A 15385-nucleotide genomic window follows, 5' to 3' on the forward strand; every position below is an offset into this window, starting at 1 on the left:
CCGTCATCGCTCACACATCCTCGATGTCCGAGGATGGTTATGGCACCGGAGGCCCGCTGCAGAACGGCTGTGCCTTTTCTAAATAGCGGGAGTGTGCCATTTGTACGTTGCGTCTACAAAGCCACGTTCCTGTTTTGTTCGATAATATATCTTATGTTAAACCAATGGCTTAGCAGATTTCCGGCATCGTTCTTGCAGAGACTGACGTGGCTTTTTCGCAGCTAAGGCTTGCCAGTCAGTCGCGAGTTAGCCGCGCCGTCGTTCTCGCGCGCGAGCGTGTCGCGGATCTTCGTAAAGATCCTGCAGCGCGCGCAGCCGAAACGCATTCCACCAGCGTTGCCAGCGATGCTCCTCGGCATCGTGGAGCATGTGACATCGCTGGCATAGCGCGGCGAGATTGCGCGGCGCGCTATTGCCAGGATCATGATCCAGATGCGCGCAGGCCAGCACGACATAGGTGATCCGCACGACGTCGAGCGCGAAGAGGTCGCCGACCTTCACCCGTCGCCCCTCTCCCGATCGCCAGCATCGCGCTTCGCTATCCCACCAGCGCCCATCGCCCAGATGCGCGACGTGCCGAAGATGCGGTCGCCGGCAGCGTTCGCAGCGCCCTCCTGCCCGCACGAACCGGATCTGGTCCGACAGCAGCGGCCAGTCGATCGGGTACAGCCAGCGGTTTTCGGGGCGGATCGGCATCCATGACTCTATGAGTCATGCGAAATGAGAACAAAAGGAAAATCTCGTTCCCTTCATGTTCTTATCCAGCATATCATGCGCGCATGTCCGCGTGTGTGATTCCCCTGTCCCAACCGATGCCGATCGCCGATCTGCCGCCAGCGTTTCGCCTGAGGGTGGTGAGCGCGGCCGGCGCTGGCTTCCCCTCGCCTGCCCAGGACTGGGAGGAAACCGCGATCGATCTCGTGGCGCTGCTGCGCCTCGACCGCGCCGCCAGCTTCGTGTTCCGGGTCAGCGGACAGTCCATGATCGACGCTGGAATCTATGATGACGACGTGGTGGTGGTCGATCGCGACGCCACGCCGGTTAGCGGCCGCATCGTCATCGCCGTGGTCGACGGGGGCTTCGTGATCCGCCAGTTGGTCTGGCGCGACGGCAAGCCGGTCCTCGAGGCCCGCAACGCGCGGATGCGCTACGACGCGGTGATCGCGGATGAGAGTGTCGAAGTGTGGGGCGTCGTCCGCGCCTCCGTGCGCAACCTGCAGGGCTGACCGCCATGTGGGCGATCGCTGACGTCTCCAACTTCTATTGCTCGTCGGAGAGGGTATTCGACCCGTCGCTGCGCGATAAACCGCTCATCGTGCTGAGTAACGGGGACGGCTGCGCCATCGCGCGCTCCGAGGAGGCCAAGGCGCTGCACATCAAGATGGGTGCGCCGATGTTCAAGATTCGTGATATCGTCCGCGAGCATGGCATCCAATACCGCAGCAGTTCCTACGAATTGTATGCCGACATGAATCGTCGCTTCAATCAGGTCCTCGCCGAGCACAGTTGCACGGTCGAAGTGTACTCGATCGACGAATCGTTCTTTCGCCTGCCGGTGCTCCCGAACGGCCTGGGCGACGTGGCGGCCGCGCACCGCGTGATCGCGGCCGTCAAGCGTGCGACGGGCCTGCCGATCCGCATCGGGCTTGGCCCGACCCGGACGCTGAGCAAGGTTGCCAACGCCCTCGCCAAGGCGTCGGAGAAGGTCTGGAAGGGCGTGGTCGACCTGCACGACATCGAGCTGCGGCGGCGCCTGTTCGCGCAATGGCCGGTCGAGGAGGTCTGGGGCATCGCGCGAGCGATGACCGAGCGGCTGCGACCGCTCGGCGTCAGGACGACGGCCGATCTTGCCGCCCTCCCCCCGGAGGTCGCGCGCGACGTGGGGACGGTGGTGCTGGAGCGGCTCGTGCGCGAGCTGAACGGCGTCGAATGCACCGATTTCGAGCCGGAGCCACCCCCGTCCAAGGCGACCGCGGTGACCCGCTGCTTCGGTGAGCCGGTGCGCGAGGTCGCGGCGCTGCGCGAGGCGATGGTGCGCCGCGCGGTCCGCGCGGCCGAGAAGATCCGCGCGCAGGATCTCGCTGCCACCCGCCTGATCGCCTTTGCCCACGGAAGCCGGTTCAAGCCCAACGCGCCGTCCGCCTCGCGCATAGCGCGGCTGTCGCCGGCGACCAATGATCCGCGCGTGATCGGCGGTATGGCGGGCCGCATGGCGGATGTCATGTACGAAACTGGCGGCGTCTACACCAAGTGCGGCGTCATGCTCGAGGGGCTGGAGCCGATGACCGCGCACCAGGCCGACCTGTTCGCGGTGCCCGATCCGCGATCCCCTGCCCTGCTCGCCGCGATCGACGGGCTCAACGGGCGGTTCGGCCGCAACACGATGCGGCTTGCCTCCGAGGGCTTTGGCCAGAAGAGCTACGACACCAAGCGTGCTTTCAAGAGCCCGTCCTGGACCACGCGGATCGATCAGGTGCCGATCGCGCGGTGAGATCAATAGCGATAGCCTGCCTGCCGGCAGGCCGCTGCCAGCTTCATCACTCGCCCATCCTTCGCGCCGTACTGGCGCAACCGTGCGGAATAGCTGTCGCAATAGCTTTTCGCGCGAGCGGACAGTGGCACCCCGTTCGGACCTCGCGCGGTCGCCGCCCCGCCCCGTTCGGCATAGCCACGAGCAGTCGCTGACTGAACCTGGGTGCGCGCTTGCGCGCCCAGATCGACTGCGCCGGGCATGTCCTGCGCGCCGGCAGGGGTCGCGATCGCGAATATCCCGACCGTGAACACAGCAACCAGGCTACGCATTCGATGTTCTCCCTCGAATTTCCGTCAGGCCATCAACGATTTGGCGGCAGCATCGTGCCGGTCGCGGGAGCGATTATGGATACATGTAGGCGCTTGCAATCGTAGCGGCGTGTGCTCGCAAACGGAGCGATTTTCTGCTCGGATTATCTGACAATGGGCGGAGCAGTCTGCTCACGCTAATTGCCAATGTGCTCGCCATCATCCGGCGCTGCTCGCAGTCATGGTCGCCTGCTCACATTATCTGCCAGCGGGAGTGGCGTCAGCGTGGCACCCGGATGGAGCCGTCCGCGATCCCTTCGGCGATATTTGAGAGCATGACGGCGTAGCGGTGCAGGCCGGGGAAGCGACCGGCGTTTCTCTCGAGCTCTTCGCCGTATCCGGCATCGAGCAGCGCCTTGAAGTCCGGCATCACGTCGAACATGCCGCCGAGCAGATCGATATCGGAAGCACCGATCAGCAGCAGGGCATTCGCATGGGCGTCGAGGCGTTTCATCGTCTCCAGCATTTCGGTTTTGGTCATCGCACCCTTTCCGCTTGCGTGGTGTCATCGCCTATTATGCGCTGGCCCTGTTCGCGAAAACCTTCCTTTCTGACGACCTCGCGGGCGGGCCATGACGACAACGCATTTCTGCGGCCCGCCGCTTGTCAGAACTGTTCTGGAAACCTGCTTCACAAAAGCGCTTGCCGGCTACGGGTTTGGAGAGCCCATTGGCACGGAGCGTGAGCACAACGCCCCGTTTGCAAGCAGCGCCGGATGATGGCGAGCACACTGGCAGATAATTCGAGCAGGACGCTCCCCGCCAGTGGCAGAAAGCGTGAGCAGGAAATCAGGCTGTTTGCGAGCACACGCCGCTATGATTGCAAGCGCCTACACCTACTTCGGAAGGGCTCCCGCCATCATAAAACAGCGCGAAAGGATCAAACGACAGACCATCCAACATCGGCGCTTGCTTCACCGCAAGCGCGCCGCCTAACATCAACCCCAGACGAGGCCCCCACTCCGCTAATTTACGCCGCGAGTTGTGCCGAATGTTCTGACGACGGACAGTACGCTCAGAAAGAGATTCTGCGATGACGCCGTCCGCATGGCATCATGCGGCCTCAGAAGAGTAGCCGACTTCAAGTCGCTGTGGCGTGCACGTCGATAGGTTTCGCTGGCACTCAACACTTGCGATTGCCGTCTCTAATGCCGGCAACCGGGCTTGAGCGCTGGCAGGAGGTTAGAAGTCGGGCACCCGTGACATGTAGGCGCCCAATTTCCAATTGGCTACTCTGAACAGCTGCTACGCTTGAGACTCCATTCTACATACCGTTCGAGAGATTGGTGTCGGGATCGTTGGTCCGCATATCCTCGGCCTTCTTGTCCCCCAGCTCGCGCGCCGCGTCGGCGCGATTTTCCAGGCGATCCTCCGCAGCTTCTGTTGGCGCGTTGTCGGCCGCCTCTTCGAGGTTGTCCGCGACGCGCTCGGCGTTCGCCTCGATGTTGTCGGCAGCCTGTTCGCGCGGACTGCTGTTGCAAGCCGCCAGCGACATCACCGCAACCGCGGCCGTGCCCGCTAAAATCCTCTTCATCGTTCGTCTCCCGTGGTTGTCCCTCAAAAAACAATCGCCCGGCTAACTTCATTTCTTCGCGGCGTTGAAGTCGGCGTGCCGATCCTACAATTCGCCGCCGCGTCGGTTTTTTTAATCAGAAAGACTGGCGCGCAACATCCATGCATTCTGCTCATGGACGCCGATCCTGGCGACCAGCATGTCGTGACTGAACAGGTCGCCAGCCTCGTCAGCCAGCTGCGCAAACTCGCTCATCCGCCGCGCGACCTTCTCGTTGTCGTCGACAAGCTCAGCGATCATCTCGCGCGTCGGCTTATGGGGCGCATCATTGTCGATGACCGTCAGCTCGCGGAATGAGGCGTTACCCGTTGGGGCAAGTTTGCCCAGCGCCCTGATGCGCTCGGCGATCGCGTCGGCCGCTTCGTGGAGTTCCTGATACTGCGCCTCCGTCATGTTGTGCAGACCGTAGAAGCTAGCCCCCTGGACGTTCCAATGAACCCCGAGGGTCTTGGCATACAGGGTATAGCTGTCGGCAGTCGCCTTGGTCAGTGCCTCGGCTACCTGATCGCGAGCGCTGCTCTCGACGCTGGTGTTCAGTGCCGTGCCATCGCTTTCAACGCGTTCGGCGCGTTTCGAACCCTTCTCCGACTTCGCCATGAGCTTACTCCTTCGATCAGTTAACAACGGTCGCGAGGACGGCGGGACGATCGTCCCGCCGCCTCGATCACTTCTTCTTGGGCGCGCGCTTCGGTGCGGCGGCGGCGTCGGTATCCTCGTCCTCGTCGGGGCTGTCCACGCCCGCCTCGGTCAGCGCCTCACCCAGGGCCTTAAGCTTGTCCTGCGACTTATCGGCCTTCTCGGCGATCTTCGTCGTGGCGGTGCCAAGGCGGTGAACAAGCGCATGGACCCGATCGGCGTCCGGCTCGGACTTCTCGAGCTGCTTCCGTAACGACGTCAGATCACGCAAGATGCCCTTCGCACCCGGAACATCGACGTCTGCCAGCGCGGCTTCCCAATCCTCGATCATATCGACGCCCTTGCCGGGCTTGGTATCTTCGAGACCGCGATTGATCGCATTCATCGTGCCTGCGAACTTCACTGCCATTTTATTGATCCTCTTCAAAACTTTACTGTCTGCAACAGTGCGGGAGCCATCAGGCCTGGGTCTGTGTCGGACTATCGCTCGGCGCGTCGCCCGGAGCTCCGGGCTCCTCTACCGGCTGCTGATCGGGAACTTCCGGATCATCGATCGACGGCGCATCGGGATTATCCGGCCCGGGCAAGCTGTCTGGCTGATTGTCGGGCCGGGGTGCGCCATCGGGATCATGGACCGGATCGGGAGCGTAGGGATCGGGAGGAAGGGTAGCCATCAGAGTGTCCTTTCAAGATTACTTGCTGTTGACGTCATAGCCCGCTGTCGGCGTCGTCACCGGGTCCACCAGGCGATCCAGCTTGGCGACCGAGATGGGTCCGGGCGATCGGACATCGTCGGCATGCGAGAACAGCCAGCGACCGACCAGACCGGCGAGCACGGCACCGACCAGCGGCGCGACCCAGAACACCCACAGCTGAGCAAGAGCGGTGCCTTCCATCATCAAGGCAGGGCCGGTACTGCGCGCAGGATTGACCGACGTGTTGGTCACCGGGATCGAGAGGAGGTGGATCAGGGTCAGCGCCAAACCGATCGCCAGCGGCGCGAATGCCGCTGGCGACCGTTCGTCGGTCGCGCCGAGGATGACCATCAGGAAAGCTGCCGTCAGCACCGTCTCGACGACCAGCGCAATGACCAACGGATATCCTTTGGGGGATGCATCGCCGTACCCGTTCGTCGCAAATCCTCCGAGATCGAACCCGGGCATGCTGCGGGCGATCATGAGAAGGAGCAGCGAAGCGACAATCGCGCCGACGAGTTGGGCCGCCACGTAAGCGGGAATCTCACGCGCCGGGAAGCGGCCTGCGGCGGTTAAGCCGACCGTAACCGCAGGATTGAAATGTCCCCCGGAAATCGCGCCAATGGCGAACGCCATGGTGAACACGGTAAGGCCGAACGCCAGCGCAACGCCGAGAACGCCGACACCGCCCTCCCCGGTCGCGAGCACGGCGGTGCCGCACCCACCGAGCACGAGCCAGAATGTGCCGAACGCCTCCGCCGTCATGCGCTTGGACATGCGCGCGCGTGGAGGGTGCACGACCGCGTCAGTCATATGCGGACCTCGGCGAAGCGCGTTAGCGAGGTGTCAGGCCTGACCATCCGGTTGTTCATTGGTGACGATCCCCGTTCGATGTAAAAATGCCTATGCACGGCAGGATGCCTAACCAGAGTGTAAGCGGCGGGTTCCGTTCAGGCACGAAAGAACCGCTCGCGCACGGACTCTGGAGATGACGATGGCTTGGCTGCGTTGGACTCAAATAATTCAGCCCGGCCTCGCGCGTGCGGACCGGGCTGAAAAGTCACGTCGGCAACGCGTATCGGCGTCGCTGAGGTTCTGGTGTTAGCGTTCCATGCTATGCTTCAGGTCGCGCATCTGATCGTGGCCTTCCTGCACCGACTGGTTGGCCTTCGCGATTGCCGCCCGCACCTCCGGCGACAGATCCTCCTTCGCCAACGCATCGTCGAACTTCGCCTTGATATGGTCTTCGCCCCGCTCGACCTCGTCGATGATCGCCTTGTCGTCCTGCCCCGTGACCTTGGCCTTGAGGTCGAGGAACATGCGGTGGGCTCCGGCAAGCACGGTCCCGTCATCTTCGGGATCGCCGCCCAAACGGCGGACTTCCGCCTGAAGGTCGCTCACGACCTCGCGGCGTTCACGAGCACGATCCGAGAACACGCTGCCGTAGCGAGGATTTTCGATATCGCCGGCGGCTTCGGTATAGCCATCCACGCTGTCGAGGGTGGTGGCGATCAGGCTGTTGAGGACGCTGATATCATTGTCACGGTCTGCCATTGGGTGTTCCTTCGTTGGTGAGAGGTGCGAACGCTCGGGTTCGTTCGATGTTACCTGTGCCGAGAGTTTTAAGCCGTTGCTGCCCCGAGTGCTTGCGCCCCGACCGATTTTATAGGCGGCGACTGCGCCGACGATGGCCACCGCCGCCTTGCCGGGCTTGCCGTTGCGCAGCAGGAGCAGCCCCACGGCACACAGCGCACCCTCGACCCAGGCCGGGCCGTTGGTCGGGGGAGCGCGTGTCCCGAACTTGTCGGGCGCCCTCGCCCGTCGATCGTCACCTGACGGGTCTGGCGTTCGCCCGTGCGGCGAATCGCTGAGAGGAGAGGTAGATGGCTGCGCCTCCGCCCCCTCGCCCTCGACCTGACGTTCGAGCTCGGCATTCAACTCGGCGCCCAGCAGAAAGACGAACGCCGACAGCCACAGCCAGGTGAGCATCACAATCACCGCGCTCAGCGAACCATAGGTCGCGCCATAGTTGCCGAAATTCGACACATAGACGCCGAAGCCGGCGGTCCCGCCCAGCCAAAGCATTGTGGCGGCCAGCGATCCCGGCGATAGCCAGACCCATGACGGTTTGCGGCGATCCGGTCCGAAGCGATACAGGATCGCGGCAGCCGTCACGACGAATGCTCCCAGAAGGGCGTAACCTGCGACCCTGATGAGTGTGAGAAGAACGTCCGAAGCGCGCGGAACCAGGCTTTCGAGAAATCCGAGAAGCGTTGTCGATGCGATCGCCAGGAAGATCAGGAACACACCGCCGGCGACCAGCGCGAAATACAGGAGGTTGACGCGGAAGAACCCGCGCCGCTCGGTCTCGCCATAAGCGACGTTGAGCGCTGTCACGATCGCCGACGCGCCTTTGGTGGCGCCATAAAAGGCGAGCGCGATCGCGATGATCAGGCCGAGACCCTGCTTGCCCTTCGAGGTCTCGACGACGGTCACGAGTTGTTCGGTGATGATGGTGGCCGCCTCGCGCGGCACTGCGGCGAACACGTGCTCGACGTTACTGCGAACCGTCTCGGGCTCGGCGAAGAGACCGTAGCTGAGGACAACCGCGCCGAGCAGCGGGACGATCGCGGCGAATGCATAGAAGGCGATACCGGCGGCGATGAGGCCGATATTGTCCTTGCCGGTCTCTTCCCAGGTTCGGCGGAGCACGGCCAGCCAGCCTTCGGTCGGGATCGCGAACGGCGACCGCGCTCCAGCACCGGCCTTGTCGTTCCCGATCGTCATGCCGCGCCTGCCGATAATCGAGGGTTAAGCCGCCGCAATGTCTCAGCGGAGCGGTGGAGAGCTTTGCGCTCCTCTTCGTCGAGATCGAGCTCGATGATCCGCTCGATCCCGTTCTTGCCGACCACGCACGGTGTGCCGAGGCACACGTCGGTCCGACCATATTCACCATCAAGGACCGTGGAGACCGCAATAACCGCGTGCTCATTGCGCAGTACGGCTTCGCAGATCCGCTGGACGCACAGACCGATGGCATATACGGTATGCCCCTTGCGACGAACGACCTCGGGTGCCGCGCGACGAACACGCTCGAGCATCCGATCAAGGTCCCGTGCCTCTCCGCTGTCCGAGTGCCGGAGGAGAGGCACGCCGGCGATGCGTGCACCGCTCCATACGGCGACTTCGGAATCCCCATGTTCGCCGATGATATAGGCATCGACCCCGCGCGGCTCGATATCGAATGCTTCGGCGAGCATTCCGCGCAATCTGGCGGTATCGACCAACGTCCCGGTCCCGACAATCTGGCCTGTCGGGAGCCCCGTTTCCTCGAGCGCGACCTGGACGAGCAGGTCGACCGGGTTGGTTGCCATGACGATCACGCCGTCGAACCCCTCCTTCTTGAGCTTGCCGACGATCTCACGCACGATCGGTGCGTTGGCGTCGAGGAGATCGAGCCGCGAGGTGTCGCTGCCGCCTGTGGCCTTTCCGGCAGCGATGACCACTACGGAGCTGGATGCGGCGTCAGCGTAGCTGCCGTTGATGACGTTGATGGGAGACTTCATCGGGACCGCGACCGCGTGTTCGAGGTCCATGACCTCGCCTTCGGTCCTTTCGCGGTCTCGGCCGACCAGCACGAGTTCGCGGATGAAGCTGCTCTGGATGAGCGCGTAGGCGCTCGCCATCCCGACCCGCCCGCAGCCGATGATGCAGACCCGGTTATCGTGCGTTGCGGAGGCGGAATGATCGTTCATTGTGAGGGGTTTCGTTTCATCGAATAAAGGCGGGTGCAGGGAGCGGGACCACGCGAGCCGTCAGTGCAGCGGCGCGCGACGGTGGACGATGAGCTGCTTGAGGCCGAAAACGATCACACCCGCGACCAGTACGAAGCCGGCGTCGACCGCCAATCGCGCCCCGCTGGCGGCCGCCAAATCAAGGCGCCCCATCGCCAGGGCTATGCCCGCCACCGACGCTGCTTCGATCAGCCGCATGGCGACCAGCGCGCCCGCAATCACGCTTCGGCGGTACGAGGCCTGAATAAGTACGCCGGCAAAAGCCCCGGCAAGCGCGATCGTCAAAAGCTCCGGTGAAGGATGGATCGTATGCTTGAGGACGTCGCCTTCAAGGAACGCTGACGATTGAACCCCGCCGAAATTGGAAAGCAGTAGCCATGTCGCCCCTGCGGCAGCCGCCAGAACTGCGTAGCCGGTGAGCGTCGCCAGCATGCCGGCACGGGCTACTTCGGCCCGTCTCAGCACGATGCCCAACGGCAATTTCGCCAAGGGCTCGAACCCGGGAGCGATGATCGCGGACGCGACATATGCCACCGCTGCGATCGCGGGTTCAGTGAACGCTCCGGCGGCGCCGATAACGCCGCCAAGTGCCATCAAGAGCAGGAAATTTGCGGTGAGGCGTCCCTGATGCCGCAGACCGGTTTCGAGCTCCTCCCATATCGCCTCGTCGACGTCGGCGTCGATCTGCTTCTGGTTCCCGGGGTCGCTGATGCTCGCGACCTCCGCCGTTACGACAGTGAACGGCGTATCGCCGCCGATCGTCGCCACGGCGCGCATCACATCGTCGGTTGCACGATTGAGGGCGTGGACGGTCACCACGTCGCCGACGGGTTTGATCGAAGCGCCGTGCTGCCACGTCAGCCCGACTACCCCTTCGAGCTGGTTCAGCGCGGCGATCAGCTGCTCGCCGCGGTTCGAGGGCACGGTAATGTCGATGACACGATGCACGATTATTCCTTGGCCGGATAAAGGTGATTTTCGACGCGACATTGCAGGCGTTGCGCTCTTGAATCGTATGCGTCCGCAAGGCGTCGGTGGGCGATGACTGCCTCGACGCTCCGGCTAAGGCGCGCTGCCCGCTTTTCCGCGTGCGCACGGCTTTCGCAGTAGCCAAGCTCGCGCTCGATCGCGGCAGCTTCGCAATCATCGGGTGTTTCCATATCGCGCCATTCCGGTGTCAAAGCAGTAGGGGTAAGATGGGGCCCGGGAGCGCGTGCCCCCGGGCCCCGATCAAGTTGCTACGCGCGACCTCTCTGGGCCTTTAGGTACAGTCCCGGGCGATCGACCCGTGAACATCATTTGCCGCGAATGGCGTCTGCACGGTCTTCGGCCGCGTCGGCCTTCTGCTCGGCATCCCGACGGACCTTCTTGGCTCGTTCCTCGAGCGCATCGGCTTCCCGATCGGCCGTACTGCGTATCGCGTCCGCGCGGACCTCGGCGGCATCGGCGTTCGCTTCGATCGCCGCGTTCGCGCTTTCTGCCGCACGATCCTGCGCCTCTCCCGCCGTTTCTGCAGGGCCGCTGGCCAACGTATCTTCGCCGGAGACGACGCCGGCATTGGCGTCCGCCTGCTCTCCGGCGTTTTCGCGACGGCCGTCACAGCCAGCCAGCAGGATGCCGACAGCCAACAGCGATTTGCTCATCCAGCGGGTCATGCCTGCGTGTCCTGTTCGCGCGGAGCGATCGGCGACGCAGGGGCGACCGGTACGGTAGAGGGCGCAGCAGGGCGGTTCGCCTCATCCTCTGCCTTGCCCAGCAGCCTCTGCACGATCCTGCCGGCTTGATCGCGCCCGCCAAGGCCAAAAGCGAGTGCGAACGCCACCGCGATCGCCCCGAGAATGAGGCCGAACGCCAGATTGATGATGTCGTCCGCCAGACCCATGAAGCGCAACCCGATAGCTGTGCCCAGGACGATGATCGCCACCTTTGTGAGCGAAGCGGTAAAGTCGGCACCGGCCCCGCCGCTTGCCTTAATTGTCGTCGAGATCAGGCGTGCGATTGCGACGGCTGCGGCGATGATGATCGCACCGAAGACCACCTGACCGAAGAGCGTCAGCACCTCCGCCATGATCCGCGAACCATAGGCGAAATTGAGCTGCCGGAACGCCTCCATCAAACCGAAGATGACAATGGCGATGAAGACACCCGACCCAATCATCTTCGACGGGGTGAGCGTCGCACCCGCCTTGACGGATACCTGCTCGGCGCCGGTGACGCCGTCGACGGGCGCATCGCTCCGGGGAAACAAGCCCAGGGAGTTAATCGCCTTGTCAACGCCGGTCGAGCCTAGGAAGGACGTGATCAGCTGCGAAGCGAATTTGCCGAGGTAGTAGGCAAGCGTGATGATGATGCCTGCCGCGATCACATGCGGAATGGCGTCGAGAATGATCCGCAGCATGGCAGTCGCCGGCTGCGAGATGGCGGCGATATTGAGTGTGTCGAGCGCTGCGATCGCCACCGGAATGATGATCAGCGCAAACACGACGCTACCGACCGCGCGCGGCAAGGCGCTCGGGTCGGCGGGCGGCGTGCTGCCGACGTGCGCCGACAATCGTTCGACATGGCTGGCGGTGATGACGGCTTCGACCGCCTTCTTCGCCACGCTTGCCAGGATATACCCGAGGAAAAGGATCAGACCGGCGCCGATGATCCGCGGCACGGCATTGCCGAAGCCGTTCAGCATGTCGGCAAGTGGACCCGTCGCGCTAGCGAGGCCGAGCGGCTGCGCTGCAAGGAAGAAGGCAACCAGCAGAACGACCCAGAACGCAGCATCCCCGACCTGCGCACCGATCGTCGACTTATCGCGTGGCGGATGGTTGGGTTGATTGGCGCGCCGCGCCAGCGGCGTCCGATTGATGAGGTTCGCGACGCCCCATTTGACGGCGCGTGCAACCAGCCATCCGATCAGAAGAATGACCAGCGCGCCGATAATGCGCGGCCCCCATTCCTGCGCGTACATCCAGACCTGGTTTGTGAAGTCGCGGGTACCGTCAATCACGGTTCCCCCCGCATATCGGACATCGTTCATATCAACCTCCCTGAACCCCGGCCGCTTCCCTCAACGCACCGCAAGATGCGGCCGCTTTCGTGACTTCCAGGGGTATTTTGACATCGTTGACCTGAGCGCCCGCGCGGATCAGGTCACTGGCCGTCAGGCGCCCGGCCTGCGACTGACTCAAAGCTTGTGCGGCGCGCCCGAGTTGTCGGAGCTGGCCCAGCGACAGGCGTGACTGCAGGCGATCTCCCATGCATCGGGCCGAACCCTCGCTTAGTCCGTACCCTCCAAGCCCGGTAGCTATTCGTGTCGAAGGGCTGGCACAGGAAGCGAGCAGAACAGCCCCGGCGACAGGCATCGCCGTGCCGCCTAGCGCTCTCCATGTCGATCGAACCATGCCGCTATCGCCCCGTTATGTATTCAACCGTTCATTAACGGTTTTTCACATGGCGCGTTCCCGCTGAGGTTTCTTTTGTCGAAATTGATCGAGGTGTAGGGCGGCGCGTTGAGCATGCAGCTAGAGAGGAGCTTTTCATTGGCTGACGATCCCGCAGGTCGCGAGAACGGTGCGGCTCTTTCGAGCAGCAACCACCTTCTCGATCGGGTTCCTCCCGATGAGCGGGCGCGGATGGACGATCGTCTGGAGCCCGTGCTGCTGGAAGCCGGACAGGTATTGTACGAGCCCGGGCAACCGCTCACTCACGTCTTTCTGCCGCTGACCGGCATGATCTCGCTGGTCGCGGTCATGAGCGACGGTCGAACCGCTGAGGGAATGACGATCGGGCGTGAGGGAGCCGCAGGATTGAGTGCGAGCGGCTATGTCGACGACGCTTTCAACCGCTACGTCGTTCAACTCCCCGGCAGCGGCTACCGGGTCAAAGCGGAAGATTTCGAAGATCTGGTCGACGAGAGCGTGGAATTCTGTTCGGCCGTTACTCGCTGGCGCGAGGTCATGGTGCGAATGTCACTGCAGTCGGTTGCCTGTAACGCGCTTCACACCGTTCGCCAGCGCCTCGCGCGCTGGATCCTGACCACCCACGATCGGACCGAGACCGACAGGCTGCCCTTGAAGCAGGAATTCCTTGCCGAAATGCTCGGGGTCAAGCGAAACGCAGTCAACATCGTTGCCCGCGAGTTTCTCTCGATCGGAGCGATAGAGTACAAACGCGGCAAGATCTCGGTGATCAATCCCGACCTACTGCGGGAGGTGTCCTGCGAATGTTACGCACTCATCCGGGGTGAGATATCGAAACTGTTCACGCAGCCACCGAGCAGTGAGTGCGAAGACTGACATCTGGTGCGGCGATCGCGAGCATGGTCTTGGTGTGATATGGACGCGGTCAGGTCGCTGAGACGCTTGGAACCGATCATTTGTCCGCCGTCTGCCCGTCAAGCGCTCGAAGCGCGTTGTGAATCGCCGTTGCCGCTTTCGCCCCGTGACCTGTCGCCACGCTGATCTGATCGAGACCGGCCACGACATCGCCGGCAGCGTAGCAACCGGGTAGATTTGTGCGCTGATCCTCGTCAGTGGCAATGCACCGGCAGTCACTCAACGCGACCCCTATATCGATGGCCAGAGCATTGTTGATGTCCGAGCCGAGCGCCGGATACACGGTGTCCACGACCACCGTGCCGGCACCGTCTTCCAGCGCAATTATAACATCATCTGCGGCTTCGAAGTCGATCGAGGCTAGCGGCGCACCGGCGAGTGCGATCCCGGCCTCTTGGAGCGCCTGTCGGTCCTCTTCGTCGAGGTCGACGGTCCGCTCCGCCAGCAACGTGATCTTCGACGAATATGTCCTGAGAAAAAGCGCCTCCGCGACGCCGTGTTCGTCGGCACCGATCACGGCGATGCGCGTGTCGGTGACCTCGAAGCCGTCACAGATCGGGCAGTAGCGCAACTTGCCGCTTTCCAATGCCCGCCTGTGCGTGGCGGGATCGATCTGCGGACTGCGATTGACCACAGTTCGAGGTCCTGCAAGCGCGCGAACTCGTGTCGCTGGCGGTCATTTCGGTGCTATTCTACGCCTTCTACTACCCTGCACCCTATTCGCAGCAGCAGGCGCTGGCCCTGCCGATGGTCGTCGTCGACCGCGACCGAACACCGCTATCCCGGGCCGTGATCCGGCATCTGGGCGAGACGCCCACCGTTCGGATCGTCGCGCTGGTGCCCGACATCATGGCGGCGCGTGAAGAAGTGCGCCAACGGCGTGCCGACGGCATTCTCTACCTGTCGAAAGGTCTCGGCGGAGCGGCACTGAAGGGGCGGCCCGGGGCGGGGGCGGCCTTGATCGTCAACGGGGCGTACTTCGTGCGTGCTGAAGGGATCGCCCGCGCGCTAGGCGATGTCGTGAGAGAGCAGGCGGTTGAAGTGACTGGGGCCCTCATCGCTCATCGCAGTGGGTCCGGCGCGACAATCGTCATGCAGCCGCTGTTCAACACCACCGGTGGTTATCGCGACTACGTGTTCCCGGCGATCGCCAACATCATACTTCAGCAAACGTTGCTCTTCGCGTCGGCGCGGCTGATCGCTGAACGACGTCGGCGTGGTGATTGGCAGCGCGACCGGGCAACTGCCCTCGGCACCTGGATAGCGATGACACTGATCGGCATCTTTGCCGGCCTGTTCGTGTTCGGGTTCGCGTTCTGGGTGCAGGACGTGCCACGCACCGGCAATGTGCCCGGCCTGCTGCTCGCCCTTCCTGTGTTCGCGGCCACGGTAGCCGCTCTCGGCTGTCAATCGGCGTCCAAAAAGGACCCCCTATCGGCGTGCAAAAGGGACCCCCTTCGTCGAGCAGCGTAACGGGTATGACGGGCGCACTGTTCGTGCTGGTTGCGGCGTAGGGCGGGCG

Annotated in this window: 19 protein-coding genes and 1 pseudogene; 5 read left to right on the forward strand and 15 right to left on the reverse strand. The window is 63.2% G+C overall.

The window, feature by feature from the left end; translation table 11 throughout:
• Positions 1 to 246 precede the first annotated feature (246 nt).
• A complete protein-coding gene (locus tag ACP690_RS17570) occupies positions 247 to 696 on the reverse strand; it encodes a hypothetical protein (RefSeq protein WP_007406364.1) in 450 nt (149 codons plus the stop codon).
• Positions 697 to 812: 116 nt separating this feature from the next.
• Between ACP690_RS17570 and ACP690_RS17575 the strand changes: the two genes are divergently transcribed.
• Complete coding sequence (locus ACP690_RS17575) at positions 813 to 1226, forward strand: LexA family protein (RefSeq protein WP_007406310.1); 414 nt, start codon at positions 813 to 815, stop codon at positions 1224 to 1226.
• A gap of 5 nt (positions 1227 to 1231) precedes the next feature.
• A complete protein-coding gene (locus ACP690_RS17580) occupies positions 1232 to 2491 on the forward strand; it encodes a Y-family DNA polymerase (protein ID WP_007406368.1) in 1260 nt (419 codons plus the stop codon).
• 2 nt (positions 2492 to 2493) lie between these two features.
• Here the strand turns inward: ACP690_RS17580 and ACP690_RS17585 are convergent, their stop codons facing one another.
• Positions 2494 to 2802 carry a hypothetical protein gene (locus ACP690_RS17585; protein WP_010409222.1) on the reverse strand — a complete coding sequence of 103 codons (309 nt, stop codon included), beginning with the start codon at positions 2800 to 2802 and terminating at the stop codon, positions 2494 to 2496.
• Between the two features lie 259 nt (positions 2803 to 3061).
• A complete protein-coding gene (locus ACP690_RS17590; RefSeq protein ID WP_426261857.1) occupies positions 3062 to 3322 on the reverse strand; it encodes an arylsulfatase regulator in 261 nt (86 codons plus the stop codon).
• 346 nt (positions 3323 to 3668) lie between these two features.
• Between ACP690_RS17590 and ACP690_RS17595 the strand changes: the two are divergent.
• Positions 3669 to 3776: pseudogene (locus ACP690_RS17595) on the forward strand (PEP/pyruvate-binding domain-containing protein); the annotation flags it as partial.
• Positions 3777 to 4104: 328 nt separating this feature from the next.
• On the opposite strand, the gene ACP690_RS17600 reads toward ACP690_RS17595, so the two are convergent.
• From ACP690_RS17600 to ACP690_RS17650, 11 genes are all read right to left on the reverse strand, one after another.
• Positions 4105 to 4374 carry a hypothetical protein gene (locus ACP690_RS17600; protein WP_010408791.1) on the reverse strand — a complete coding sequence of 90 codons (270 nt, stop codon included), beginning with the start codon at positions 4372 to 4374 and terminating at the stop codon, positions 4105 to 4107.
• Positions 4375 to 4485: 111 nt separating this feature from the next.
• Complete coding sequence (locus tag ACP690_RS17605) at positions 4486 to 5010, reverse strand: Dps family protein (protein ID WP_010408793.1); 525 nt, start codon at positions 5008 to 5010, stop codon at positions 4486 to 4488.
• Between the two features lie 67 nt (positions 5011 to 5077).
• Positions 5078 to 5458: a hypothetical protein gene (locus tag ACP690_RS17610; RefSeq protein ID WP_010408796.1), complete on the reverse strand. Its 381-nt coding sequence runs from the start codon at positions 5456 to 5458 to the stop codon at positions 5078 to 5080.
• 49 nt (positions 5459 to 5507) lie between these two features.
• Positions 5508 to 5723 (reverse strand): hypothetical protein, encoded by a 216-nt coding sequence (locus tag ACP690_RS17615; RefSeq protein ID WP_154651465.1) that lies wholly within the window; start codon positions 5721 to 5723, stop codon positions 5508 to 5510.
• Positions 5724 to 5741: 18 nt separating this feature from the next.
• Positions 5742 to 6557, reverse strand: coding sequence for an aquaporin Z (gene aqpZ, locus ACP690_RS17620; RefSeq protein WP_010408798.1), 816 nt, complete (start codon positions 6555 to 6557; stop codon positions 5742 to 5744).
• 288 nt (positions 6558 to 6845) lie between these two features.
• The gene (locus ACP690_RS17625; RefSeq protein ID WP_010408800.1) at positions 6846 to 8531 is read right to left on the reverse strand and encodes a YhjD/YihY/BrkB family envelope integrity protein; all 1686 of its coding nucleotides are present in this window, start codon (positions 8529 to 8531) and stop codon (positions 6846 to 6848) included.
• On the reverse strand, positions 8528 to 9499 hold the full coding sequence (locus ACP690_RS17630; RefSeq protein WP_170170544.1) for an L-lactate dehydrogenase: 972 nt from the start codon (positions 9497 to 9499) through the stop codon (positions 8528 to 8530). Before ACP690_RS17630 ends, ACP690_RS17625 begins: the two co-directional genes overlap by 4 nt.
• 60 nt (positions 9500 to 9559) lie before the next feature.
• Positions 9560 to 10486, reverse strand: coding sequence for a DUF389 domain-containing protein (locus ACP690_RS17635; protein ID WP_024310604.1), 927 nt, complete (start codon positions 10484 to 10486; stop codon positions 9560 to 9562).
• Positions 10487 to 10488: 2 nt separating this feature from the next.
• Positions 10489 to 10698: a hypothetical protein gene (locus ACP690_RS17640; RefSeq protein ID WP_010408806.1), complete on the reverse strand. Its 210-nt coding sequence runs from the start codon at positions 10696 to 10698 to the stop codon at positions 10489 to 10491.
• A 135-nt stretch (positions 10699 to 10833) separates the two neighbouring features.
• Positions 10834 to 11193 carry a hypothetical protein gene (locus ACP690_RS17645; RefSeq protein ID WP_010408808.1) on the reverse strand — a complete coding sequence of 120 codons (360 nt, stop codon included), beginning with the start codon at positions 11191 to 11193 and terminating at the stop codon, positions 10834 to 10836.
• Positions 11190 to 12566, reverse strand: a complete 1377-nt coding sequence (locus ACP690_RS17650; protein ID WP_010408810.1) for a mechanosensitive ion channel — start codon at positions 12564 to 12566, stop codon at positions 11190 to 11192. Before ACP690_RS17650 ends, ACP690_RS17645 begins: the two co-directional genes overlap by 4 nt.
• Positions 12567 to 13068: 502 nt before the next feature.
• Here ACP690_RS17650 and ACP690_RS17655 point away from each other — a divergent pair.
• Complete coding sequence (locus ACP690_RS17655; protein WP_231372555.1) at positions 13069 to 13824, forward strand: Crp/Fnr family transcriptional regulator; 756 nt, start codon at positions 13069 to 13071, stop codon at positions 13822 to 13824.
• Positions 13825 to 13900: 76 nt separating this feature from the next.
• On the opposite strand, the gene ACP690_RS17660 is transcribed toward ACP690_RS17655, so the two are convergent.
• The gene (locus ACP690_RS17660; RefSeq protein ID WP_024310602.1) at positions 13901 to 14497 is read right to left on the reverse strand and encodes an NAD(P)/FAD-dependent oxidoreductase; all 597 of its coding nucleotides are present in this window, start codon (positions 14495 to 14497) and stop codon (positions 13901 to 13903) included.
• A gap of 29 nt (positions 14498 to 14526) precedes the next feature.
• Between ACP690_RS17660 and ACP690_RS17665 the strand changes: the two genes are divergently transcribed.
• Positions 14527 to 15336, forward strand: coding sequence for an ABC transporter permease (locus ACP690_RS17665; RefSeq protein ID WP_426261858.1), 810 nt, complete (start codon positions 14527 to 14529; stop codon positions 15334 to 15336).
• The last annotated feature ends 49 nt before the right edge of the window (positions 15337 to 15385 follow it).

Origin of the sequence: Sphingomonas sp. DC4900 (assembly GCF_049896485.1) — a bacterium.
GTDB lineage: Bacteria > Pseudomonadota > Alphaproteobacteria > Sphingomonadales > Sphingomonadaceae > Sphingomonas > Sphingomonas aquatilis.